This window comes from Sphingomonas sp. CV7422 (genome assembly GCF_027945725.1).
GTDB lineage: Bacteria > Pseudomonadota > Alphaproteobacteria > Sphingomonadales > Sphingomonadaceae > Sphingomonas > Sphingomonas kyungheensis.
The window spans coordinates 3170090-3193963 of record NZ_CP115900.1 but is presented as its reverse complement, the minus strand read 5'-3'; the positions used below and the strand labels follow the sequence as shown (position 1 = coordinate 3193963).

At 70.5% G+C, this 23874-nt stretch carries 22 protein-coding genes; 11 read left to right on the top strand and 11 right to left on the bottom strand.

Features of this window, described 5'->3' with window-relative positions:
• Positions 1-76: 76 nt before the first annotated feature.
• On the bottom strand, positions 77-2272 hold the full coding sequence (uvrB, locus tag PBN85_RS15150; protein WP_037532000.1) for an excinuclease ABC subunit UvrB: 2196 nt from the start codon (positions 2270-2272) through the stop codon (positions 77-79).
• A gap of 136 nt (positions 2273-2408) precedes the next feature.
• Between uvrB and PBN85_RS15145 the strand changes: the two genes are divergently transcribed.
• Complete coding sequence (locus tag PBN85_RS15145) at positions 2409-3245, top strand: ferredoxin--NADP reductase (protein ID WP_271299503.1); 837 nt, start codon at positions 2409-2411, stop codon at positions 3243-3245.
• Between the two features lie 202 nt (positions 3246-3447).
• On the opposite strand, the gene PBN85_RS15140 is transcribed toward PBN85_RS15145, so the two are convergent.
• A complete protein-coding gene (locus PBN85_RS15140; protein ID WP_037532056.1) occupies positions 3448-4668 on the bottom strand; it encodes an MBL fold metallo-hydrolase in 1221 nt (406 codons plus the stop codon).
• 112 nt (positions 4669-4780) lie between these two features.
• Here PBN85_RS15140 and PBN85_RS15135 point away from each other — a divergent pair, with 112 nt between their 5' ends.
• From PBN85_RS15135 to PBN85_RS15115, 5 genes are all read left to right on the top strand, one after another.
• On the top strand, positions 4781-6352 hold the full coding sequence (locus PBN85_RS15135) for an amidase (RefSeq protein ID WP_271299502.1): 1572 nt from the start codon (positions 4781-4783) through the stop codon (positions 6350-6352).
• A 199-nt stretch (positions 6353-6551) separates the two neighbouring features.
• Entirely contained in the window at positions 6552-7451 is a 900-nt protein-coding gene (gene argB, locus PBN85_RS15130; RefSeq protein WP_037532004.1) for an acetylglutamate kinase, read from the top strand.
• Between the two features lie 619 nt (positions 7452-8070).
• Positions 8071-8637: a CDP-diacylglycerol--glycerol-3-phosphate 3-phosphatidyltransferase gene (gene pgsA / locus PBN85_RS15125; protein ID WP_037532006.1), complete on the top strand. Its 567-nt coding sequence runs from the start codon at positions 8071-8073 to the stop codon at positions 8635-8637.
• 3 nt (positions 8638-8640) lie between these two features.
• A complete protein-coding gene (gene moaD, locus PBN85_RS15120) occupies positions 8641-8898 on the top strand; it encodes a molybdopterin converting factor subunit 1 (RefSeq protein WP_271299501.1) in 258 nt (85 codons plus the stop codon).
• Positions 8895-9335 carry a molybdenum cofactor biosynthesis protein MoaE gene (locus tag PBN85_RS15115; RefSeq protein ID WP_037532009.1) on the top strand — a complete coding sequence of 147 codons (441 nt, stop codon included), beginning with the start codon at positions 8895-8897 and terminating at the stop codon, positions 9333-9335. The genes moaD and PBN85_RS15115 overlap by 4 nt, the downstream gene beginning before the upstream one ends.
• Positions 9336-9628: 293 nt before the next feature.
• On the opposite strand, the gene PBN85_RS15110 is transcribed toward PBN85_RS15115, so the two are convergent.
• The 4 genes from PBN85_RS15110 to PBN85_RS15095 all read right to left on the bottom strand — a co-directional run bounded on the left by PBN85_RS15110 (position 9629) and on the right by PBN85_RS15095 (position 12843).
• Positions 9629-10387 carry a sulfite exporter TauE/SafE family protein gene (locus PBN85_RS15110; RefSeq protein ID WP_271299500.1) on the bottom strand — a complete coding sequence of 253 codons (759 nt, stop codon included), beginning with the start codon at positions 10385-10387 and terminating at the stop codon, positions 9629-9631.
• Positions 10380-11624: a 23S rRNA (adenine(2503)-C(2))-methyltransferase RlmN gene (rlmN, locus tag PBN85_RS15105; RefSeq protein WP_271299499.1), complete on the bottom strand. Its 1245-nt coding sequence runs from the start codon at positions 11622-11624 to the stop codon at positions 10380-10382. Before rlmN ends, PBN85_RS15110 begins: the two co-directional genes overlap by 8 nt.
• A gap of 107 nt (positions 11625-11731) precedes the next feature.
• Positions 11732-12199 (bottom strand): invasion associated locus B family protein, encoded by a 468-nt coding sequence (locus tag PBN85_RS15100; protein WP_271299498.1) that lies wholly within the window; start codon positions 12197-12199, stop codon positions 11732-11734.
• A complete protein-coding gene (locus tag PBN85_RS15095) occupies positions 12196-12843 on the bottom strand; it encodes a histidine phosphatase family protein (protein WP_271299497.1) in 648 nt (215 codons plus the stop codon). The genes PBN85_RS15100 and PBN85_RS15095 overlap by 4 nt, the downstream gene beginning before the upstream one ends.
• 200 nt (positions 12844-13043) lie before the next feature.
• On the opposite strand from PBN85_RS15095, the gene dnaN reads away from it, so the two are divergent.
• Together dnaN and PBN85_RS15085 are read left to right on the top strand one after the other, a co-directional pair.
• On the top strand, positions 13044-14159 hold the full coding sequence (gene dnaN, locus PBN85_RS15090) for a DNA polymerase III subunit beta (RefSeq protein ID WP_037532014.1): 1116 nt from the start codon (positions 13044-13046) through the stop codon (positions 14157-14159).
• The gene (locus tag PBN85_RS15085; RefSeq protein ID WP_271299496.1) at positions 14160-15197 is read left to right on the top strand and encodes a lactonase family protein; all 1038 of its coding nucleotides are present in this window, start codon (positions 14160-14162) and stop codon (positions 15195-15197) included.
• 595 nt (positions 15198-15792) lie between these two features.
• On the opposite strand, the gene PBN85_RS15080 is transcribed toward PBN85_RS15085, so the two are convergent.
• Positions 15793-16668 (bottom strand): DUF4886 domain-containing protein, encoded by an 876-nt coding sequence (locus tag PBN85_RS15080; protein WP_373276439.1) that lies wholly within the window; start codon positions 16666-16668, stop codon positions 15793-15795.
• Between the two features lie 106 nt (positions 16669-16774).
• Between PBN85_RS15080 and PBN85_RS15075 the strand changes: the two genes are divergently transcribed.
• From PBN85_RS15075 to PBN85_RS15065, 3 genes are read left to right on the top strand one after another with little or no spacing between them, the layout of a single operon-like run.
• Positions 16775-17869 (top strand): 8-amino-7-oxononanoate synthase, encoded by a 1095-nt coding sequence (locus tag PBN85_RS15075; protein ID WP_271299495.1) that lies wholly within the window; start codon positions 16775-16777, stop codon positions 17867-17869.
• The gene (gene bioD / locus PBN85_RS15070) at positions 17866-18489 is read left to right on the top strand and encodes a dethiobiotin synthase (RefSeq protein ID WP_037532019.1); all 624 of its coding nucleotides are present in this window, start codon (positions 17866-17868) and stop codon (positions 18487-18489) included. The genes PBN85_RS15075 and bioD overlap by 4 nt, the downstream gene beginning before the upstream one ends.
• Positions 18486-19727 carry an adenosylmethionine--8-amino-7-oxononanoate transaminase gene (locus tag PBN85_RS15065; protein WP_271299494.1) on the top strand — a complete coding sequence of 414 codons (1242 nt, stop codon included), beginning with the start codon at positions 18486-18488 and terminating at the stop codon, positions 19725-19727. Before bioD ends, PBN85_RS15065 begins: the two co-directional genes overlap by 4 nt.
• Positions 19728-19991: 264 nt before the next feature.
• Here PBN85_RS15065 and PBN85_RS15060 read toward each other — a convergent pair whose 3' ends face one another.
• The 4 genes from PBN85_RS15060 to PBN85_RS15045 all read right to left on the bottom strand — a co-directional run bounded on the left by PBN85_RS15060 (position 19992) and on the right by PBN85_RS15045 (position 23864).
• Positions 19992-20933 carry a Gfo/Idh/MocA family protein gene (locus tag PBN85_RS15060; RefSeq protein ID WP_271299493.1) on the bottom strand — a complete coding sequence of 314 codons (942 nt, stop codon included), beginning with the start codon at positions 20931-20933 and terminating at the stop codon, positions 19992-19994.
• Complete coding sequence (gene araD1 / locus PBN85_RS15055; protein WP_271299492.1) at positions 20930-21925, bottom strand: AraD1 family protein; 996 nt, start codon at positions 21923-21925, stop codon at positions 20930-20932. The genes PBN85_RS15060 and araD1 overlap by 4 nt, the downstream gene beginning before the upstream one ends.
• Positions 21922-22560 carry a 2-dehydro-3-deoxy-6-phosphogalactonate aldolase gene (locus PBN85_RS15050; RefSeq protein WP_037532022.1) on the bottom strand — a complete coding sequence of 213 codons (639 nt, stop codon included), beginning with the start codon at positions 22558-22560 and terminating at the stop codon, positions 21922-21924. Before PBN85_RS15050 ends, araD1 begins: the two co-directional genes overlap by 4 nt.
• A 413-nt stretch (positions 22561-22973) precedes the next feature.
• Entirely contained in the window at positions 22974-23864 is an 891-nt protein-coding gene (locus PBN85_RS15045; RefSeq protein ID WP_271299491.1) for a 2-dehydro-3-deoxygalactonokinase, read from the bottom strand.
• Positions 23865-23874 lie beyond the last annotated feature (10 nt).

Below are 23874 nucleotides of genomic sequence, written 5' to 3'. Positions count from 1 at the left end.
ATCGATCCCGCTCGCCGATGTCCGCAGTTGTCACGGTCAGGTCGCCGTCATCCCGCATGCCACCATAATAGAGGCCCTACCGCCCGCGCCGTCCCCCCATCCGCATCTTCTGCTCCTTGCCGTAGCGCGTCTTGCGCGTGCCGGGCTTGCCCTCGTTCGAGCGGCCCATGATCGGCGCCTTCTGCTCGGCGGCGGGGAGGCCGAGCTCCTCGTTCTCGAGCTGGCGGATCTCGTCGCGCAGGCGTCCGGCCTCCTCGAATTCGAGGTCGCTCGCCGCCTTGCGCATCCGCTTCTCGAGATCCTCGATATAGGCGCGCAGATTGTGGCCGACCATGTGCGGGCGGTCCTCGTCGATCGGCACGGTAACCTGATCGCCCTGGCTGACGTGCGCGATGATGTCGCCGATGTTGCGGCGGATCGTCGTCGGCGTGATGCCATGTTCGAGGTTGTACGCCTCCTGCTTCTCGCGGCGGCGCGCGGTCTCGTTCATCGCGCGCTCCATGCTGCCGGTGATCCGGTCGGCGTAGAGGATGACGCGGCCGTCGACGTTGCGCGCCGCGCGGCCGATCGTCTGGATCAGCGACGTCTCGGAGCGCAGGAAGCCTTCCTTGTCGGCGTCGAGGATCGCGACCAGCCCGCATTCGGGAATGTCCAGCCCCTCGCGCAGCAGGTTGATGCCGATCAGCACGTCATAGACGCCGAGCCGGAGGTCGCGGATCAGCTCGATACGCTCCAGCGTCTCGACGTCGGAATGCATGTAGCGGACCTTGATCCCCGCCTCGTGCATATATTCGGTCAGATCCTCGGACATGCGCTTGGTCAGCGTCGTCACCAGGGTGCGATAGCCGGCGGCGGTCGTCTTGTGGCATTCCTGGATCAGGTCCTGCACCTGTTCCTCGACCGGCTTGATCTCGACCGGCGGATCGATCAGCCCGGTCGGGCGGATGACCTGTTCGGCGAAGACGCCGCCGGTCTGCTCCATCTCCCAATTGCCCGGCGTCGCCGAGACGCTGACCGTCTGCGGGCGCATCGCATCCCATTCGTTGAAGCGCAGCGGCCGGTTGTCGATGCACGAGGGCAGGCGAAAGCCATATTCGGCGAGCGTGATCTTGCGACGATGGTCGCCGCGCGCCATCGCGCCGATCTGCGGCACGGTCTGGTGGCTCTCGTCGACGAAGAGGACGGCATTCTCGGGCAGATATTCGAACAAGGTGGGGGGCGGCTCACCCGGCAGGCGGCCGGTGAGGAAGCGGCTGTAATTCTCGATGCCCGCGCACGATCCGGTGGCGGCGATCATCTCGAGGTCGAAATTGGTGCGCTGTTCGAGCCGCTGCGCCTCGAGCAGCTTGCCTTCCGCGACCAGCTCCTTGAGCCGTTCGGCCAGCTCGTGCTTGATCGCGTCGCCCGCCTGTTTGAGCGTCGGTCCCGGCGTGACGTAATGGCTGTTGGCATAGACGCGGACGCTGTTGAGGCTCGCCACCTTCTTGCCGGTGAGCGGGTCGAATTCGATGATGTCCTCGATATCGTCGCCGAAGAAGCTGATCCGCCAGGCGCTGTCCTCGTAATGCGAGGGGAAGATTTCCAGCGTGTCGCCCTTCACGCGGAAATTGCCGCGCGCGAACGCGGCGTCGTTGCGCTTGTACTGGAGCGCGACGAGCTTGCGGACGATCTCACGCTGGTCGACGGTGGTGCCCTTCTTGAGATCGAAGATCATCGCCGAATAGGTCTCGACCGAGCCGATGCCGTACAGGCACGACACCGAGGCGACGATGATGACGTCGTCGCGCTCGAGCAGCGACCGCGTTGCCGAGTGGCGCATCCGGTCGATCGACTCGTTGGTCGACGATTCCTTCTCGATATAGGTGTCCGAGCGCGGCACATAGGCCTCGGGCTGATAATAATCGTAGTAACTGACGAAATACTCGACCGCATTCTCCGGGAAGAAGCTCTTGAACTCGCCATAGAGCTGCGCGGCGAGGATCTTGTTGGGGGCGAGGATCAGCGCGGGGCGCTGCAATTCCTCGATGACCTTGGCCATGGTGAAGGTCTTGCCCGAGCCGGTGACGCCGAGCAGCACCTGATCCTTCTCGCCGGCGCGCGCGGTGGCGGTGAGCTCGGCGATCGCCGTCGGCTGGTCGCCCGACGGCGAATAGTCGCTGACCAGCTTGAACGGGCGGCTGCCTTCGGCCTTTTCTGGGCGCGACGGACGATGCGGGACGAAGCTTTCGCCGGTCTCCGGCTCGGCGAGGCTGGTGCGGATCTGGATGGCCATATCGGGAACATATATGGGGAAGCGGTCGCGCGGCGGCAATGACCAGCCGGGGCAAGCCCAAGCTTTGCTTTGGTTGACCCGGGCGGCGCGGGTTCATAATGCGATCCCTTCGCAAACTGCCCGAAGCCCGATCCGCATGACCGATGTCCGCTCGCCCGTTACCCTGCCCGAGACCAAGGCGTTCGCCAACGTCAAGGTGCTGTGGGTGCGCCATTGGAACGACCGGCTGTTCAGCTTCGCGGTCGAGCGGCCGGCGAGCTTCCGCTTCCGCTCGGGCGAGTTCGTGATGATCGGCCTGCCCGGCGCTTGGCCGGAGGATGGGGGCGAGGGCGCGAAGCCGATCATGCGCGCCTATTCGATCGCCAGCCCGCATTATGCCGAGGAGCTGGAATTCCTGTCGATCAAGGTCGAGGACGGGCCGCTCACCTCCAAGCTCCAGCTGATCCAGCCGGGCGACGAGGTCTATATGGGCAAGAAGCCGACGGGCACGCTCGTCACCGACGCGCTGATCGGCGGCAAGCGCCTGTTCTTCTTCTCGACCGGCACCGGTCTTGCGCCGTTCCTCAGCCTGGCGCGCGATCCCGACGTCTACAGCATGTTCGATCAGGTGATCCTGGTCCATTCGGTGCGGCAGGTCAGCGACCTTGCCTATCACGACGAACTGCAGGCGCGGCTGGCCGACGATCCGCTGGTGTCGGACGAGGCGGCGACGCAATTCCACTATGTGCCGACGGTGACGCGCGAACCGTTCCGCACCACCGGGCGGATCGGCGACCTGATCGAAAGCGCGGCGCTGTTCGGCGATCCGGTACAGGGGGCCAAGAAGCTTGATCCCGAGACCGACCGGATCATGCTGTGCGGCTCGATGGCGATGATCCGCGAGACGGCGGCGATGCTCGACGGGCTGGGGTTCGAGGAGGGCTCGAACGCCAAGGCCGGGACCTATGTGATCGAGCGGGCGTTCGTCGATTGAGGTGATTCGCCCCTTCCAGGGGAGGGCGCGGGTGAGGGTGCCAGGGCACTGACGCCTCTCTTTCTCGTCATCCCGGCGAAAGCCGGGATCCATGGACGCGGCACGTCCGGGCGATGCGCGCCCTCTCCGAAGGTTCCGTATCCATGGATCCCGGCTTTCGCCGGGATGACGAAGGAGGGGCCGCGCTGCCCCAAGACCCTTCTTACCGTAACGCCCTCACCGCGGGCGTGTCGAGGCAGCGCATCATCTCGGGCGCGGTCATCGGCGTGCCGCGCGCCGGCGGCGCATAGACCGGCACCTCGAACGGCACGCCGATCGGCTGGGCGGCGAAGCCGTCGCCGCCCGAGCAGCGCATCGCCGCCGCCAGCATCCGCGGCGGCGTGTCATAGCCTTCGTAGGACAGGCGGAACGTCCCCCAGTGGATCGGCAGCGAGCGCGCCGCGCCGAGCCGCTGGTGGATCAGCGCCGCCTCGGCGGGGCCGATGTGGCTGCCCGAGGCCATCTGGCCGGGCTGGAAGCGGAAGGCGCCGATCGGGATCATCGCGAAGCGGATCGGGCCATAGGCCGCCGCCTCGGCCGGCCACAGGCCGTCGCCGAAGCCGGTGTCGCCCGCGAAGAACAGATTGCCGCCGCGCGGCAGGCGGACGACGAAGCTCGACCAGAGCGCGCGGTTGCGGTCGCTGAACCAGCGGCTGCCCCAATGATGGTTGCGCGTGACGAAGACGCGGGCGCGGTCGCCCGGGCACCAGCCGTCGGGGTCGCAGCGCGGATCGCGGCTGGTGTCGTGCAGGCCGGTGGCGTCGATCGTCGCGCTGCCGCCCCAGTCGAGCCCGAGCGCACGCGCCCCCGCCTGACCGATGACGCTGTCGTTGCCGAGGCTGGTGACGATCGCCGGATGGTCGCGCCGCCACAATGCGCCGAGCGCGGCGAGGTCGAGATGGTCGTAATGATCGTGGCTGACGAGGATCAGGTCGATCCGCGGCAGGTCGGCGAGCCGCACCCCCGGCGCGGCGACGCGGCGCGGACCGAAGCCGAGCGGCCCGGCGCGGTCGGCGTAGATCGGGTCGGTGAGGATGTTGAGCCCCTGCGTCTGGATCAGCACGGTGGCATGGCCGATCCAGGTCACCACCATCCGGTCGCCGTCGACGCGCGCGGCGGGGCGCGCCGGCGTCACCGCGACCTGCGCCGGCCAGCGGGGGCGGCCATCGCTGCCGGTCAGCTGCCGCCAGAAGAAGCCGGCACGGCCGCCGGGCAGCGTCGGCGCGGGGCTGTCGCGATCCGGGTTGACGAAGCGCGCGCCGTCGAAATGGTCGGTCGGCGGCCCACGATAATAGAGGCGATCGAGGAAGCGTGGCACGATCGTCGCGCCGAGCCCGACGACCACGACGATCAGCACCAGCAGCCCGGCGAGGGGGCGGATCAGTCGTGCCACGGCAAATCGGTCATCGTCATCCTCTTATAGCGGCACGCCGCACGCGGGCGCTTGCGCCGCACCGTCTTCGCCCTAGCATCGCGCAAAACGGCAGGGGGGTTCCATGCGATTGATGTTTCTAGCGGTTTTACTGTCCGCGACGGCGGCACCGGCGCTCGCCAAGGGGCCGCGGGTGGAGGAAGTTCCGCTCGACCAGGTGCAGGCGATGATGACCGCCGGCAAGACGACCAGCGTCGCGGTGACGCGCGCCTATCTCGACCGGATCGCCGCGCTCGATCGCAAGGGGCCGCGGCTCAATGCGGTGATCGCGCTCAATCCCGACGCGCTGGCGCAGGCCAAGCGTCTCGACGAGGAACGCCGCGCCGGGCGCATCCGTGGCCCGCTGCACGGCGTGCCGGTGCTCATCAAGGACAATATCGAGACCGCCGATCCGATCCCGACCACCGCGGGCAGCCTCGCGCTCAAGGACAATGTCACCCGCCGCGACGCGCCGGTGGTGGCGCGGCTGCGCGCGGCGGGGGCGGTGATCCTCGGCAAGACCAACCTCAGCGAGTGGGCGAACATCCGTTCGAGCCATGCGATGAGCGGATGGAGCGCGGTCGGCGGGCTGGTGCGCAATCCCTATGCGCTCGATCGCACGGCCTGCGGATCGTCGTCGGGATCGGGCGCGGCGGTGGCGGCGAGCTTCGCCGCGGCGGCGGTCGGCACGGAGACCGACGGATCGGTGGTCTGTCCCTCGTCGATCAACGGGCTGGTCGGGCTGAAGCCGTCGATCGGCCTGGTCAGCCGCACGCACGTCGTGCCGATCAGCCATTCGCAGGATACGCCGGGGCCGATGGCGCGCAGCGTCCGCGACGCGGCGATCCTGCTCTCGGCGATGGTCGGCGCCGATCCGGCCGATCCGGCGACGGCGGGCGCGGTGGCGCGTGATTATGCCGCCGGCCTGTCGGTGAGCGCGCTGTCGGGGATGCGCGTCGCGGTGCTGCGCCCGGAGGGGCTGTCGACCGAGGTGGCGGCGTCGTTCGACCGCGCGCTCGCCGTGCTCAAGGCGGCGGGCGCGGTGCTGGTGCCGGTCGAGGCGCCCAAGACCGAGGCGCTCGGCGAGGCCGAGTTCACCGTGCTCAAGACCGAGCTCAAGGCGGATCTCGACGCCTATCTGGCGACCACCCCGCCGGCGGTGACCGCGCGCACGCTCGACCAGCTGATCGCCTTCAACCGCGCGCAGGCGGCGCAGGAGATGCCGTTCTTCGCGCAGGAGACGTTCGAGGCGGCGGCGCAGACCAAGGGGCTGGGCGATCCGGCGTACAAGGCGGCGCGCGCGACCTCGCTGCGACTGGCGAGCGAGGCGATCGACGGCATGCTGCGCCGCGCCGGCGCGCGCGTGCTGGTCGAGCCGACCTATGCCGAGGCATGGCTGAGCGATCCGGTGCACGGCGACCAATATAACGGGCCGTCCTCGTCGGAGCTGCCGGCGGTGGCGGGCTATCCCAATCTCACCGTGCCGATGGGCCTCGCCAAGGGGCTGCCGGTCGGACTGTCGTTCATCGCCACCAAGGGCGACGATGCGACGGTGCTGGGCGCGGGCTATGCCTATGAGCAGCGGACGCGGGCGCGGGTGGCGCCGCGCTATCTCGCGCAGGCGGATGTCGGGGCGGGGCTGGAGGGCGCGCGGTAATCCTCAACGTTTCGCTCCTGCCCTCACCCTCCCACCGCCTTCGGCGTCTCCTCCTTCTCCCGTCGGGAGAGGGAGAGGTCGCGTAGCGACCGATGGGTGAGGGCGGGGCGGGGGAGTCGTTTTAGCCGCCCGGTCATGAATGCGCGTCTATCCCCACAGCACCTTCACCGCGCGACCATCCGCGGCTAAAGGCGCGCGGATGACCGACTCGATCGCCACCGCCGCGCTGCTCGCCAAGGCCGAAACGCTCACCGACGCGCTGCCCTATCTGCAGCGCTATGCGGGCAAGACCTTCGTGGTGAAATATGGCGGCCATGCGATGGGCGATCCGGAGCTGGCGCGCGACTTCGCCGAGGATGTCGTGCTGCTCAAGGCGGTCGGCATCAACCCGGTGGTGGTGCATGGCGGCGGGCCGCAGATCGGTGCGATGCTCAAGCGGCTCGGCGTCGAATCGCGCTTCGTCGACGGGCTGCGCGTCACCGACGCGGAAACCGCACGGATCGCGGAGATGGTCCTCGCCGGTTCGATCAACAAGGAGATCGTCAACTGGATCGGCCAGGCGGGCGGCCGCGCGGTCGGCATCTCGGGCAAGGACGCCAATCTCGTCACCGCGCGCAAGGTCGGGCGCGATACGCCCGACACGTTGCAGGGGATCGAGCGGCACGTCGATCTCGGCTTCGTCGGCGAGCCGGTCGCGGTCGACCGGACGATCATCGACACGCTGTCGGCGAGCGGCATCATCCCGGTGATCGCGCCGATCGCCAGCGGCCGCGACGGCCAGACCTATAACATCAACGCCGACACGATGGCCGGCGCGATCGCCGGGGCGCTGGGCGCGGCGCGGTTCTTCCTGCTGACCGACGTCGCCGGGGTGCTCGACAAGGACAAAACATTGCTCACCGACCTCGATCCGGCGAAGATCGCGGCGTTGCAGGCGGACGGGACGATCTCCGGCGGGATGATCCCCAAGGTCGAGACCTGCGTCGCCGCGGTCGGGGCCGGGGTCGACGCGGCGGTGATCCTCGACGGTCGCGTACCGCATGCGATGCTGCTGGAGATCTTCACCTCCGAGGGCGCGGGGACGATGGTGCACGCCTGAGCCATCGATCCGCGCAGGGGCGCGGAGGACGCGGGGGCGCGCAGCGTCGGCGCCTGATCGTACGGCCGGTCGGCGCAAGCTGAGGCTGCCCGCTACCTCTCCGCGTCTCCGCGCCTCCGCATGAACTCTCGTCCACGGTCCCCTGCGAGCCACGCCGGAACCGAATGCGACCCACATCCCGTTCGTGCTGAGCCTGTCGAAGCACACGCTTCCTCAAGAGCGCGGTGTGCGAGGAAGCTCGCCCTTCGACGAGCTCCAGGACTAACGGACAGGGGAAAGGCGGGAAGCCAAGCTGCGGGCGAAATCCCGTCCGTCGGCACTGCGACAAACCGCGCGTGCGGAACCGTCAAGCCGAAGGCTTTGGTTCATGCGGAAAGGCGGAGAGGTGGCTTTCCGTGCACGACGAGACATCGCAGGGCCAGCAGGTGAGGAATGCGGCCGCCGCACCCGCAACTCCTCTGCGTCCTCCGCGCCTCCGAGTGACCCGGATCCGCGCCTTCACCGAGGCGCGCCCGGCTGCGGACAAAAGCAGCCGTTTACCCGTGGCGAGCGCGTCGATCCGGCACAGTGCTTTCCGCAGGGGTTCCGCCCGCTGCCGCGGCGGAGTAGGAGGGCGACGATGCTGACCTTGCCCAACCTCCTGACGTTGTCGCGGATCGTCGCGGTGCCGCTGCTCGTCGCGTTGCTCTGGTGGCCGCGCTGGGAGGCGGGGTTCGGCATCGCCTTCGCGCTCTACTGCCTGATGGGCATCACCGATTATTTCGACGGCTATCTGGCGCGCGCGCAGGGCGCGGTGTCGAAGCTCGGCGTCTTCCTCGATCCGATCGCCGACAAGATCATGGTCGCCGCGGTGATCCTGATGCTGGTCGGCACGCGGCACGACGATCGCGCGCTGATCACCGGCGTGCATCTGATCGCCGCGCTGATCATCCTGCTGCGCGAGATCGCGGTGTCGGGGCTGCGCGAATTCCTCGCCGGACTGCAGGTGTCGCTGCCGGTGTCGAAGCTCGCCAAATGGAAGACGACGCTGCAGCTCGTCGCCTTCGGCGCGCTGATCCTCGCCGGCGCGCTGCCGGCGCAGGGCTGGATCAAGGCGACCGGACTCGGCTGCCTGTGGGCGGCGGCGGCGCTGACGCTGGTGACGGGCTGGGATTACCTGCGCGTCGGCCTCAAGCATATGGACTGAGCGATGCGCCTCGATCTCCTCTATTTCGCCTGGGTGCGCGAGCGGATGGGCCGCGCGCACGAGACGGTCAAGCTGCCCGCCGGGGTCACCGACGTCGCCGGGCTGATCGACTGGCTGGCGGCGCGCGACGAGGCCGGCGCGGCGGCGCTGGCGGATCGCGGCCGGCTGCGTGCCGCGGTCGATCAGGCGTTCGTCGCCACCGACGCCTCGATCGTCGGCGCACGCGAGGTCGCGCTGTTCCCGCCGGTGACCGGGGGATGATCCGCATCCGCGTCACTCCCGAAGCGATCGACATCGCGGCCGAAATGGCACTCGCCGAAGCGACGGCGGGCGCCGGCGCGGTGGCGACCTTCACCGGACTGGTCCGTGCCGACGACGGTGTCGGCACGCTCGAACTCGAACATTATCCGGGGGCGACCGAGGCGGCGCTCGAACGCGTCGCGGCGCAGGCGGTGGCGCGCTGGTCGCTCGGCGCGGCGACGATCGTCCACCGCGTCGGGCCGATGGCGCCGGGCGCGCGCATCGTCTTCGTCGCCGCCGCCGCCCCGCATCGCGCCGCCGCGCTCGACGCCTGCGCCTATCTCATCGACCGGCTCAAGACCGACGCCCCCTTCTGGAAACGCGAAACCCGCGACGGCGAGGCACGCTGGGTCGAGGCGCGGGAGACGGATGACGCGGCAGCCTCGCGCTGGGAGTGAGTGGCGGTCGCCTTCGCGCGCGGCGGTGGTGGCTCTGGGGAGAGAATTTCGCGCAGTGGCGCAGTGGCGCGGCAAGGTGACGCGCGGGTCAGCCTCATACCTCTCAAGATAGCCACCATACCGCCTCGCTGACCCGGCACCCTCCACGCCTCCGCGCCTCCGCGCGAACGAAAGCCGCCGGCGCGACAAGTCGACTCGCATCATTCTCTCAGCGCCTGGGACGATGGCGCCGGCTGATCGGCCCCTAGCCCCTCCTCCGTCAGCCCCGAGCGTGTCGAGGTACGAACGGCACGTCAGCCGTAGGCACGCCAGAAGAAGACCGCGGTCGTCGCGACCGTCACCAGCAGCGTCCAGCCGCGGATCACGCCCGGCGGCAGGCGGCGGCCGACGAGCGCGCCGAGATAGCCGCCGGCGATCGAGCCGATCATCATCGGCAGGCAGAGGGTCCATGCGACCATGCCGCTGGCGATGAAGACGATCGTCGCCGCGCTGTTGGCGACCGCGAGCATCAGCGTGCGCGGCGCGGCGAGCGCGGCGGGGCTGTCGCCGGTGAGCAATCCCCACATGGCGGTGAGCATCATGCCGACGCCGCCGCCGAAATAGCCGCCATAGATGCCGAGCAGCGCCTGCCCGGCGACGAGGCTGCGCGGTCCCGCGGCGAAGCGGGTGCTCAGCCAGTCGGAGGCATGGCGGCCGAGCGCGATCGCGATCGTCGCGGCGAGCAGCAGCCACGGCACGATGACGTCGAAGGCGCGCGCCGGCGTCCAGGCGAGCAGCAGGCTGCCGGCGAGGCCGCCGGCGAAGGTGATCGCGGACAGCGTGCGGATGCCGACCCCGCCGAGCGGCGCGAGCCCGCCGCGATAGGCCCAGGCGCTCGCCATCGCGCCGGGCTGGACGGCGACGTTGCTGGTCGCATTGGCAATCGTCGAGGGCAGGCCGAGCGCGATCAGCGTCGGCATCGTCGCGAACGAGCCGCCGCCGGCAAGCGCGTTCATCGCGCCGCCGACCAATCCTGCGCCCGCCGCGAAGGCGAGCGTCGCCGGATCAGCCAAGCGCGGCCATCTTCTCGTCGGCCTCGCGGTCGAGCTGCGCGCGGCTCTTCTTCTCGGCCGCGGTCTTGAGCTGGCCGCAGGCGGCATCGATGTCGCGGCCGCGCGGGGTGCGCACCGGCGCGGAGATGCCGCCCTGGAAGACGATGTCGCTGAACCGCCGCACCCGCTCCGGCGTCGACGTGTCATAGGGCGCGCCGGGCCAGGGGTTGAACGGGATCAGATTGACCTTGGCGGGCAGGTCGTATTTGCGCAGCAGCCGGACGAGCTCGTGCGCCTCGGCATCCGAATCGTTCTTGTCCTTAAGCATGACATATTCGAACGTGATGCGGCGGGCGTTGTTGGCGCCGGGATAGTCGGCGCAGGCCTGCAACAGCTCCTCGATGCCGTATTTCTTGTTGAGCGGCACGATCTCGTCGCGCACCTCCTTGGTCACCGCGTGCAGCGACACGGCGAGGTTGACGCCGATCTCCTCGCCGGCGCGCGCCATCATCGGCACGACGCCGCTGGTGCTGAGCGTGATGCGGCGCTTGGAGAGGGCGAGGCCGTCGCCGTCCATCACCAGCTTGAGCGCATCGCGCACCGCGTCGAAATTGTAGAGCGGCTCGCCCATGCCCATCATCACGATATTGGTGAGCATCCGCCCTTCGGGCTGGCTCGGCCATTCGCCGAGCGCATCGCGCGCGAGCATCACCTGGCCGACGATCTCGCCCGCGGTGAGGTTGCGGACGAGGCGCATCGTGCCGGTGTGGCAGAAGCGGCAGTTGAGCGTGCAGCCGACCTGGCTCGACACGCAGAGCGTGCCGCGATCGGCGTCGGGGATGAACACCGCCTCGTAATCCTGCCCGTCGGGCGAGCGCAGCAGCCATTTGCGCGTCCCGTCGGTCGACACCTGCGCTTCGACCACCTCCGGCCGGCCGATGACGAAGCGCTGCTCCAGCCACGGATGCATCGTCTTGGAAATGTCGGTCATCGCCGAAAATTCGGTGGCGCCGCGATTGTAGAGCCAGTGCCAGATCTGCTTGCCGCGCAGCTTCGCCTGTCGCGGCTCCATGCCGGCATCGAGCAGCGTCTGGCGCAATGCGTCCTTGCCGAGGCCGATCAGGTCGATCCGCCCGTCCTCGCGGAAGGTCGGCGCGCGCGGCACGGGCACGGGATCGATATGGCCCGGAATGGGCATCGGAGGAGCAACGCTGTCGAGCATCGCCGGCATATAGGCGAAAACGGTGCGATTTGCCATGGTGTCGGATAAGCGCGCGTGATCCTGCGCCAGCCGAAGCGGAGGGCCCGGCGGAGCACCGTCGGACGGCGTGTGGAACCCTGCGCTCCTGCCGGCGCAGGAACGCCTCACCGCCCCGCGCAGGCCAGCGCCGCCGCGTCGATCGCGGTGGCGGCGCCGGCGAGGCGGTAGACGTCGGCGAAGGGGCGGCCGCCGGTGGCGACGGCTTCGATGCTCATGCTGCGGCCGGAACGCAGCGCGGCGAGGATGGCGCGGTCGCTGGGGCCGTCGGTCGCCCAGGCGTCGCGGTCGGTGGCGGTGAGGTCGAAGCGGCGCTCGCCGACGCTCAGCGTCACCCGCGCCGCGCGGTCGCGCGGGCGCGACAGGCGGATGTGCAGCGAGTTGCGCAGGCCGCGGCCCGGCCAGGTGGCGATGCTCGCCCAGCCGCCGGTGCGGCCTCCCGCCGCGACCGGGCGCGCGATCGCATAGCAGCGCGCCGGCGTGGCGTCGCGGAACGCGCCCCAGCCCTGATAGACGCCGATCGTCTCGCGCCCGGCGGGGGTGGCGGCAACCAAGACGGCGAGCAGCAGGCTCATGCGGGGGCGTGGCCGGTGCCGCGATGCGCGATCGTCTCGACCCCGGCGGCGATGCAGGCGAGCGATCCCTGCGGCAGGCCGGCGGCGATCGGCGCGCCCCAGTCGGGATGCGGCGGCAGCCCGGTCATCACCCCGCGCAGCACGCGGCTGCTGATGCCGTGCGAGATCACCAGCCGGTCGCCCGGATCGCCCGCGGTGTCGACGAGCCAGCCGGTGACGCGCGCGGCGATCTGCCGGTAATTCTCGCCGCCGGGGGCGGGGCGGAGCAGGCCGTCGGCGGTGACGATCGGGCCGACCGCGCCGGCCAGCTCCGCATAGCCGCGCCCGCCCCAGCTGCCCATGCCGATCTCGCCGAGCCGCGCATCGAGGCGGGCGCCATGCCAGTCGAGGTCGAGCAGCTCGGCGATCACCGCCAGCGTCTGCAATGCGCGGCCGGTCGGCGAGGCCCACAGGGTCAGCGCCGGCCGCACGCCGAGCCGCTCGCGCAAGGCGCACCCGATCGCCTCGGCCTGCGCGAAGCCGGCGCGGGTGAGCGGCGTGTGCGCCGCGTCGCCCTGCAGGCGCGCGGCGGCGTTGAACACGGTTTCGCCGTGGCGGGCGATGAAATCACGGCCGCGGCGCACGGTCGGGGCGGGGAGGGTCATGCCGCGGGTGTCGGAGGGCGACCGGGCAAAAGCAACGGCTTTCGCATTTTCCCGCGGTTCGCCCGCGCTAACGCCACGTTAACTGGAATCGCCCGAGGGGTCGGCACGCTTGCTCCTACCCCTTTTTCATGGGTAGGACGGAGTGGAACACGCCCCGGACTCGGGGAATACCCGTTAGCGGGGGGCAGGGGTTAGGATTCATGAAGGCGACGATCGAACGCGCAACGCTGCTCAAGGGGCTGAGCCATGTCCAGTCGGTGGTGGAGCGGCGCAATACCATTCCGATCCTGTCGAACGTGCTGCTCGAGGCGACCGCCGAGGGCCAGCTGCGGATGATGGCGACCGACCTCGACCTCCAGATCAACGAATCGGTGATGGCCGCGGTCGACCAGCCGGGATCGACGACGGTGTCGGCGCACACGCTGTTCGACATCGCGCGCAAGCTGCCCGACGGCAGCCAGGTGCAGCTTGCCGCGTCGGAAGGGCGGATGTCGATCGTCGCGGGGCGCGCGCGCTTCAGCCTCGGCACGCTGCCGCGCGACGACTTTCCGGTGATCGCCGAGGGCGAGCTGCCGACGCAGTTCGAGATTCCGGCGGAGACGCTCAAGCAGATCATCGACAAGACGCGCTTCGCCATCTCGACCGAAGAGACGCGCTATTATCTCAACGGCATCTTCCTGCACGTCCAGGACGATGCGGCCGAGCCGACGCTCAAGGCGGCGGCGACCGACGGCCATCGCCTCGCCCGCGTGACGCTGCCGCGGCCCGAGGGCGCGGCGGGGATGCCCGACGTGATCGTGCCGCGCAAATGCGTTGCCGAGCTGCGCAAGCTGCTCGACGAGGTCGACGGCTCGGTCGGCGTGTCGCTATCGGGGACCAAGATCCGCTTCGACCTGGGGCAGGCGATCCTCACCTCCAAGCTGATCGACGGCACCTTCCCCGATTATTCGCGCGTCATCCCGACCGCGAACGACAAGATCCTCAAGCTCGATCCGCGCAGCTTCGAAGAAGGCGTCGATCGCGTCTCGACGATCGCCACCGAAAAGACCCGCGCGGTCAAGATGGCGCTCGACCGCGACAAGATCACGCTGTCGGTGACCAGCCCGGAAAACGGCACCGCGGCGGAGGAAGTGCCCGGCGAATATGTCTCGCTGCCGTTCGAGATCGGCTTCAACAGCCGTTATCTGCTCGACATCCTGGGCCAGATCGACGGCGACGTGGTCGAGGTGCACCTCAACGACGCGGCGGCGCCGACGCTGATCCGCGAGAATGACAAGGCACCGGCGCTGTACGTGCTGATGCCGATGCGCGTCTGAATGACGCTCGACCGGCGCGCCCTGCTCGCTGGCATCGGTGCGAGCGTCGCCTTGCCCGCCGCCGCCGCGCCGCCGCGTGAGGGCGTCGCGGCGTCGTCGGACGGCGGCGCCTTCGCGCTCGGCGCGGCAGGCGGGGTGCGGCGGCTGGCGCTGCCGGACGGGCTCGAATGGACGGTGCCGGACGGCACGGGGCGGCTCGCGGTCTTTTCCGGCAAGGCGGGCGGGCGGCTGATCGGCTTCGACGCCGGCTGGCGGTCGCGCGGCGCGGCGGCGACCGGCGGCCACGAGCCCGTCCATCTCGCGATCGCGCCCGATCGCTCGGTTGCCGCGGTGGCGGATTACAGCGGCGGGACGGTGTCGGTGCATCGGCTGCGCGACGGCGTGCCGGGAGCGGCGCAGATCGTCCGGCATCACGGCCGCGGACCCAATGCCGCGCGACAGGCGGAGCCGCATCCGCATTGGGTCGGCTTCGGCGGCGGCGGGCGCTGGCTCTATGCGGTCGACCTCGGCGCGGATGCGGTGTTCGCGCATCGCATCGTCGGCGGGCGGGTGGTCGATACGATGGTCGCATGGCAGGCGCCGCCGGGATCGGGGCCGCGGCATATCGCCTGGCACCCCGACGGGCCGCTCGCCTATCTGGTCAGCGAACTCGACAGCCGGCTGACGACGCTGCGGATCGAGGCGGACGGCCGGTTCACCACGATCGTCGCGCAGCCGACGCTGCCGGCGGGGCGGGAGGGCTATGTCGGCCATGTCGCGGTCGATGCGGCGGGCAAGCGGCTCTATGCCTCCAACCGCGGGCCGAATACGATCGCGGTGTTCGCGCTCGACGATCCGCTGCGACCGCGGCTGATCGAACAGGCGCCGTGCGGCGGCGACTGGCCGCGCTTCTTCCTGCTGCGGCCCGAGGCGGGTGAGATGCTCGTCGCCAACGAGCGCAGCCCGGCGATGGCGGTGCTGCCGCTGCTGCGCGACGGGCGGCTCGGCGCGGCGCGGGCGGGACCGGCGGTGCCGAAAGCGCGGTTCGCGGCCTGGTAGCTGGGCGAGGCGGTTTGTGCGCGCAGAGGCGCGGAGGGCGCGCAGGTGCTCCCGATCCTCGCCGGTATGCCTCGATCGATTTCCTGCGAGGACGCGAAGACGCCAAGGGCGCGCGGTGGAGAGCACGGACCGCACCGGCGGCGAGGCAGGACGTCTTCGCATCGTCGCGTGAACCCGTTCAGGCTTCCGGATCATCGGACCGACGGCCGCATACGTCGCTGCTCCGCGCCTCCGCGTGCAACAAGCAGCATCGCGTCGTTAGGAATGGGCCGACGCGCATCGCGGCGTCGCTCGAGTCGGCCGCGCCGGCGAAGCAGGTTGTTGCACGCGGAGGCGCGGAGGGGCTCCGATCCGCGCCGGCACGCCTCGATGGAGATTTCACGCGAAGACGCGAAGACGCGAAGAGGGTGCGGCTGGGGCTGGCGTGTTCATCTTATCTTGCCGGTAGAAAGCGTGGGCCGCGCCGGCGGCGGGGCGGGACATCTTCGCGTCTTCGCGTGAACTCACCTAGGCTCCGCCGGGAGATAAGCACGGAGCAGCGGCATAGCCGCCTCTCTGCGTCCTCCGCGCCTCTGCGCGAATACCCGAGATGACCTCAGCCGCGTTCGAGTTGCTCGCGGGCGACGAGTTGCAGCGAGGCGGCGAGGTCGGGGGAGAGGCCGAGTTCGTCGGCGGCGCGCTCGGTACGGCCGAGGGTGCGCGGATCGACGCCGGTGACGCGCCCGAAGACGAGCAGGGCTTCGAGATAATAGCCCGCGGCGCTGGCGTGATATTGATCGTAGGTCCAGAAATTGGCCTGGCCGTAGCTGACCCCGTCATAAGGATTGGGATCGGCGATGCCGGCGGCGAAGGCGCGCAGCCACGCCTGGCCAACCGGGATGATGCCGCTCACCGCGGGATGCGTGCGGCGGGCGCGGTCGGCGGCGGCGCGCAGATCGTCGGCCATGGCGGCGATGCCGCGGCCGTACCAGTGGCCGCCGGGCAGATAGGTCTGATCGGCGCGGCTCCACGTCGCCATCAGATTGACCCGCACCGCCGGATTGCGCGCGCGGAACAGATCGGTGAGCGCGCCGACGCTGCGGATGTAGCGCGCCGGATCGCCCGGCCGCTCGCGATCGAGCGTGCTATATTCCTGCAAGACGACGACGTCCCAGGCGCGGTCGAACAGATGCCGGCGCTGGTCGTAATGGAAGGCGAGGCTCTGCCCGCCCTGCGTCTCGAGGCTGACTGCGTAGCGCAACCCGGCCTCCTCGGTGAATTCCTTGAACAGCGCCGGCACGCCGCCATAGCCCGCGCCGTTGAGATCGGTGACGGTGCCGGCATGCCAGTTGCGCACCGGGGAATGTTCGCCCTGGGTGAAGCTGTTGCCGATGAACAGGATGGTGCGCGGCAGCGTGACCGGCTGGGCCGCCGCCACGGTCGGCACGAACAGCGCCATCGCCCCTGCCACGATCATCGCCCGTATCGTCATCATCCCCCCGCCTTCGCCGCGTAGCGCGTCGTCTCTACCGGAGGCGGCGGGGCGATGACCAGCGCGGGATGATGGCGTGTCGCGGTTCATCGGCTAAAGGGCGGGGATGCTGCAATTCTACCGCGACGATCTGGCTAGGCTGGCGGGCGCCGACCGGCTGCGGCGGCTGGTGCCGCGCGCCGGCGCCGATTTCACCTCGAACGATTATCTCGGCCTCGGCGACTCGGCGCGGCTGCGTGCGGCGGTGGCGGCGGCGCTGGATCGCGGCGTCGGGATCGGTTCGGGCGGGTCGCGCCTGCTGCGCGGCAACGATCCCGAACATGAGGCGCTGGAGGCGGAGGCGGCAGCCTATTTCGGCAGCGAGGCGGCGCTGTTCTTGGCGAATGGCTATGCCGCCAATGTCGCGGCGCTGGCAACGCTGCCGCAGCCGGGCGATCTGGTGATCCACGACGCGCTGATCCACGCGAGCGCGCACGACGGCATGCGCCTCGGCCGCGCGCCGCGGGCGGCGGCGGCGCATAACGATGTCGCGGCGTTCGAGGCGGCGATCCGCGACTGGCGGCGCGGCGGCGGGACGGGCACGCCGTGGATCGTCGTCGAGAGCCTCTACGGCATGGATGGCGACCGCGCGCCGCTCGCCGATCTCGTCGCGCTCGCCGACCGCCATCAGGCTATGCTGATGATCGACGAGGCGCATGCGACGGGCGTGTTCGGCGACGGCGGGCGCGGGCTGGCGGCGGCGCTGCACGGGCGCGAGAACGTCGTCACGCTGCACACCTGCGGCAAGGCGCTCGGCGCGGAGGGCGGGCTGTTGTGCGTGCCGCGGCTGCTGCGCGACCATCTGGTCAACCGCGCGCGCGGCTTCATCTTCTCGACCGCGCCGTCGCCGCTGATCGCGGTGGCGGTGCGCGAGGCGCTGCGCATCCTCGCCGACGAGCCCGAGCGGCAGGCGCGGCTCTGGGCGCGGATCGGCGTGGCGGAGGCGGCGCTGGGCCGGGCGACGGGATCGCAGATCCTCCCCGTCGTCGTCGGGGCGGACGGCGCGGCGGTGGCGCTCGCCGCGCGCTGTCAGGCGGCGGGCTATGACGTGCGCGCGATCCGGCCGCCGACGGTGCCGGCGGGGACGGCGCGGCTGCGCATCTCGATCACCTGCCACGTCGATGACGCGGCGATTCACGGACTGGCGGAGCTGTTGCGATGACGCGGACGATCGTAGTGACGGGCACCGATACCGACATCGGCAAGACGGTGTTCGCCGCCGGCCTCGCCGCGGCGCTCGGGGCGACCTATTGGAAGCCGGTGCAGGCGGGGTTCGATCCCGCCGGCGACGGCGATGGCGACGTGGTGCGGCGGCTCGGCGTGACGCGGGTGCTGCCCGAGGCCTATCGGCTGGCGACGCCCTGTTCGCCCCATCGCGCCGCGGCGATCGACGGGGTGACGATCGATCCGGCGCGGCTCGCGCTGCCCTCGGTCGACGGTACGCTGGTGGTCGAGGGCGCGGGCGGCGTGCTGGTGCCGCTCGCCGGCGACCGGCTCTATGCCGACCAATTCGCGGCGTGGCAGGCGCCGGTGGTGCTGGTCGCGCGGACCGCGCTCGGCACGATCAACCACAGCCTGCTCAGCATCGAGGCGTTGCGCCACCGCGGCGTGCCGATCCTCGGCATCGCCTTCGTCGGCGAGCCGGAGGAGGACAGCGAGGCGACGATCGCGGCGATCGGCCGGGTCAGGCGGCTCGGCCGGCTCGGTCGGGTCGCGCCGCTCGACGCCGCCACGCTGGCGCAGGCCTTCGCGGCCGGGTTCAGACCCGAGGATTTCGCATGACTTCGCCGATCTGGCATCCCTTCACCCAGCATGGGCTCGGCGAGCCGATCCCGACCGTGGTGCGCAGCGAGGGCGCGGCGCTGTTCACCCGCGACGGGCGGCGGATCGTCGATGCGATCTCGAGCTGGTGGGTGACGACGCACGGCCATCGCGAGCCGCGGATCATGGCGGCGATCGCCGCGCAGGCGGAGCGGCTCGACCAGATCATCTTCGCCGGCTGGAGCCACGAGCCGGCCGAGGCGGTGGCGGCGGGGCTGCTGCGGCTGATGCCGCCGGCGCTGACGCGGGTGTTCTTCTCCGATTCGGGATCGACCGCGGTCGAGGTCGCGCTCAAGATGGCGCTCGGCTATTGGCTCAACCGGGGCGAGCCGCGGCACCGCATCCTGGTGCTCGAACACGGCTATCACGGCGATACGATCGGGACGATGTCGGTCGGCGCGCGCGGCGCGTTCAACCGGGCGTACGAACCGTTGCTGTTCGACGTCGCGACCATTCCCTTTCCCGCAGCGGGGGCGGAGCAGGCGACGCTCGATGCGCTGGAGGCGGCGTGCCGCGCAGCGCCGGCGGCGCTGATCGTCGAGCCGCTGATCGTCGGCGCCGGGGGGATGCTGACCTATCCGTCGCATGTCCTCGCCGAGATGGCGGCGATCTGCGCGCGTCATGCCGTGCTGTTCATCGCCGACGAGGTGATGACCGGCTGGGGGCGGACGGGGACGCTGCTGGCGTGCGAGCAGGCGGGCGTGGTGCCCGACATCCTCTGCCTGTCGAAGGGGCTGACCGGCGGCGCGGTGCCGCTGGCGGTGACGATGGCGCGCGAGCCGATCTATCAGGCGCATTACAGCGACGATCGCGCGCGGATGTTCTTCCACTCGTCGAGCTACACCGCCAATCCGATCGCCTGCGCGGCGGCGGCGGCGAACATTGCGATCTGGGAGGAGGAGCCGGTGCTGGCGCGGGTCGCCGATCTGGCGACGCGGCAGGCGGCGCGGCTGGCGGCCTTGCCGGGCGTGCGTCATCCGCGGGCGCTGGGGACGATCGCCGCGGTCGACCTGGGTCGCGACGGGGCGGACTATCTGTCGGCGCTGGGGCCGAAGCTGCTCGCCTTCTTCCGCGACCGCGACCTGCTGCTGCGGCCGCTCGGCAATACGATCTACGTCATGCCGCCCTATTGCATCGACGATGCCGAGCTCGACGCGATCTATGCTGCGATCGGCGAGGCTGCCGAACGCTTCGCCTGACCGGCCGCGATAGCCGCCTCATCATTGCGATGGGAATCGAGTGCTCGCTCCGGAGCGCGACACCTCCGCGCCTCCGCGTGAACCCACGTCTGCTTCGTTTTCTGGGAAGAAGAGAGGGTTTACGCGAAGACGCGACGACGCGAAGGGTTTTGGCTCACGCGGAGGCGCGGAGTAGAGAAGGGATCGGGCCGCGCTTGTGGCTTACCCCCTGCGCTCTGACAGGAGCGCAGCACCTTCGTGTCTTCGCGTGAACCCTGGTCCTCGTTATTCGATGAACGGCTCCACCGTCAGGCGTTCGCCGCGGAGGAAGGCGTCTGCGACGTGGCGCAAGGGGGCGATGTCGACGTCGCTGGTGCGGGCGTGGACGATCTCGGCGAAGCGCCGGTAGAGGCCGGAATATTCGCCGTGCAGTGCGGCGCTGTGCGACGGTTCGCTGCCGTCGGGCAGGACCAGCCGCGCGCCGCCGTCGTGCAGCGTCAGCGTGCCGCGGTCGGTCTCGACGACGATGTCCCAGCTTTGCGGGCCTTCCTGCCGGAAGTCGAAATCAGCGCTGATCGCCAGCCCCAGATCGTCGGCGAAGCGCAGCCGCGCGGCGATCGGCGCGGCGCAGTTCGACGGGAAATCGAGTTCGGCGTCGGTGATGAAGAACGGCCGCGGCAGGATGCGGGTGACGATCGACAGCGCGTTGATGCCGGGATCGAACACGCCGAAGCCGCCCGCTTCGAGGATCCAGCCCTGTCCCGGATGCCAGACGCGGATGTCCTCGCGCCAGGTCACCGTGACGCTGCGGATCGCCGCATCGGCGAGAAAGGCGCGCGCCGGCTCGACGCCGGGGGCGTAGCGCGAATGCCAGCTGGCGAACAGGCTGATCCCGGCGGCGTCGGCCGCAGCGCTGAGCTGCGCCACCTCGGCGAGAGTCGCGCCGGGCGGCTTTTCGAGGAAGACGTGCCAGCCCTGTGCGATCGCGCGCGCGGCGATCGCACGGCGCACCTGCGGCGGCGTGCACAGCGCGACCGCGTCGATCGCCAGGCCGCTGGCGATGAGATCGTCGATGTCGCGGAAATGCGCGACGCCGGCGACGCCTTCCCCGTTGCGGCTGACCGTCGCGGTGAGGACGATGTCGGCATCAGCGGCGATCGCGGGAACGTGCTGGTCGTGCGCGATCTTGCCCATGCCGATGAGCGCGAGGCGGATCGGCCCGCTCACAGCGTGCGCACCGTGACCGGGGTGGCGCCGGCGTCCGCGAGGGCGAGCGGGTTGCGCAGCGGCAGCGTGAACGGCGCCGCCTCGATCGCGAAGACGTCGCCCGCCTGCGTCTGCACGCCGTCGGCGCAGGACAAGGTCGCGGTGCCGAAGAAGTGGACGTGGATGTCGCCGGGGCGGCGGAAGGCGGCGTATTTGAAATGATGATGTTCGAGGTTGGCGAGCGTGTGCGACATGTTCGCCTCGCCGGTGAGGAAGGGCTTTTCCCACAACGTCTCACCGTCGCGCTCGATGCGGCTGGTGCCGCGGATGTCGGCGGGCGGTTCGCCGAGCAGCAACTCGGCCCCGAGCGCGGCGACGCGCAGCTTGCTGTGCGCGAGCCACAAATAATTGTGCCGCTCGGTGACGTGATCGCTGAATTCGTTGGCGAGCGCGATGCCGAGACGGAAGGGCGTGCCGTCGTCGCCGATCAGATAGATGCCGGCGAGCTCGGGCTCCTCGCCGCCGTCCTGCGCGAAGGCGGGCGAGGTGAGCGGCGCACCGGGGGCGATCAGCGACTGGCCGTCGCCTTTGTAGAACCACTCCGGCTGCGCGCCGACCGCGCCTGCGGCGGGGCGGCCGCCGTCCATGCCTTCGAGGAACAGCCGCATCGAATCAGTTTGCGTGCCGGCGGCGGCGGCCTTGTGCATCGCGTCGCGTCCGGCGGCGGAGCCGAGATGGGTGAGGCCGGTGCCGGCGAGCATCAGCCGCGCGTTGTCGTCGTGATCGATCGCGGGCAGCAAGGTGCCGTCGGCGAGCGCGGCGGCGAGATCGACCGTCTCGTCCGAACGGCGCGCGCGCGCCGCCTCGGCGAGCGTCACGCCCTCGGCGATGGCGAGGGCGGCGAGCTCACGGGTGGTGGCGACGCCGGAGACGACATGCGCGGCCGCCTCGGCGAAGAGGACACGGCGGCTGCCGTCGGGCAGGCGTTGCTGGAGCAGGCGGGCAAAGGTCATGCGAGTTCCTTGGCGGCGGTGACGAACGCCGCGGCATCGCGCGCGACGTCGGCGACGGACTTGCCGGCGCGATAGAGGTTGGAGCCGAGACCGAAGCCGTCGGCACCGGCGGCGCGCCACGGCGCCATGGTGTCGGGCGCAATGCCGCCGACCGCGAGCACGCGCGTCGTCTTGGGCAGCACCGCGCGCTGCGCCTTGAGGAAGCCGGGACCGGCACCGTCGGCGGGGAAGAGCTTGAGCGCATGCGCCCCCGCGGCGAGCGCGGCGAACCCCTCGCTCGGCGTGTAATAGCCGGGCAGCGAGACGAGCCCGCGCGCGACCGAGGCGCGGATCACCTCGGTATCGGTATTGGGCGAGATGATCAGCTCGCCGCCCGCCTGCGCGACATCGGCGACCGCCTGCGGGGTCAGCACCGTGCCCGCGCCGACCATCGCCCGGCCGGCATAGCGTTTCGCCATGGCGGCGATGCTGACCAGCGGATCGGGCGAGTTGAGCGGCACTTCGAGCAGGGTGAAGCCGGCATCGACCAGGGCGTCACCGACGCCTTCGCATTCGGCCGGGGTGAGGCCGCGCAGGATCGCGACCAGCGGACAGGCGGCAAAGGCCGCGGCAAACCGCGCGGCGGGATCGGTCATCGACGATGCTCCTGATGGGGAAGGGGGGGCGGGCTGAGGCAGGGAGCCGGGACAACCGACGGTTTCAGTGCTCCCGCGGAGGCGGGAGCCCAGTGTTCTTTCTACCGCAAACCGTTGCTCTGCTTGGCCACTGGATTCCCGCCTGCGCGGGAATATTGGGTCGTGGCGACCGGAGGGACTTCTCCGAGCTGCCCGCTCGCGCGGGACCGTTGCGAAACACGTTCCGTCAGGCCGGGCGTGTGCCGGCATCCACGATTCAACACGAGCAGAAGTCGTTGAATTTGCGAAACGGTGAACCTCGGAGCACACGCGGCGTAACGGCCCATTTCGGGCGCGGTCAAGACTGTTGCACAGGTCCTGCCCGCGCGGGGATACCGGCTCTGTCGCGACGATAGGCGAAGAGCGCACGCCGGTCACGCCAGCATCCCGCGCAGCCGGTGAACGCCGCCGAGGAAGCCCGCGGTGGCGTCGATCGCGACGACGGTGCCGCCGAGCGTCTCGATCGCCACCTTGTAGAGATCGGCGAGCGCGCCTTCCGCGAGCAGGTGAACGGTGCGGCCGGCGACGGCGCGTGCGCCGACGTCCGATCCGATCAGGACGCCGCTCGCATAGGCCGCGGCCTCCTCGCTCGCGCGGCGGCCGAGCAATACGCTCGCGCGCACCTCGAACAAGGCGGTACCGAGGTCGCAGGCGCCGGCGCCGCGGGCGAGGCCGTCGCGGAAGGCGGTGCCGTCGACCACCGCGCCGTCGAGCATGCCGGCCAGAATGCCGTGTCCCTTGAGCAGCGAGAACAATTCACCGGTCATCACCGTCGCGACATCGACGATGCGGGCGTCGGCGGTGGTGATCCATTTGTTGTGCGTGCCGGGCTGGCAGAAGAGCGCATCGGCGGGGGCGAAACCCGCGGCCATCGCGCCGAGCACCTGGATCTCCTCGCCGCGCATCACGTCGGCCCGCCGCTCGGTGAGCACCGACACGCCGGGGACGATCGTCATCCGCGCCTCCGGCAGGCGCAGCGCGGCCGCCGCGAGATCGGCGAGGCCGCAGGGGGCGGGGACGTAGGACGCCTCCCGCCAGCCGCGGGTCGATCCGATCATCCCCGCCGCGATCACCGGCAGGTCGCCGAGCCGCTCGCGCAGCGCGGCGAGCGCGGGCGGATAGTCGTCCGCCGCCATCGTCAGCACGCCGCGATCGTCGCGCAGCGCGTCGCCGACGCGGCCGTCCGCGTCGAGCCGATAGGCGCGGCGGTTGGTGGTGCCCCAATCGACGGCGATGACGCCGCCGGGGCCGGATGTCGCAGTCACCGCTGGAGAA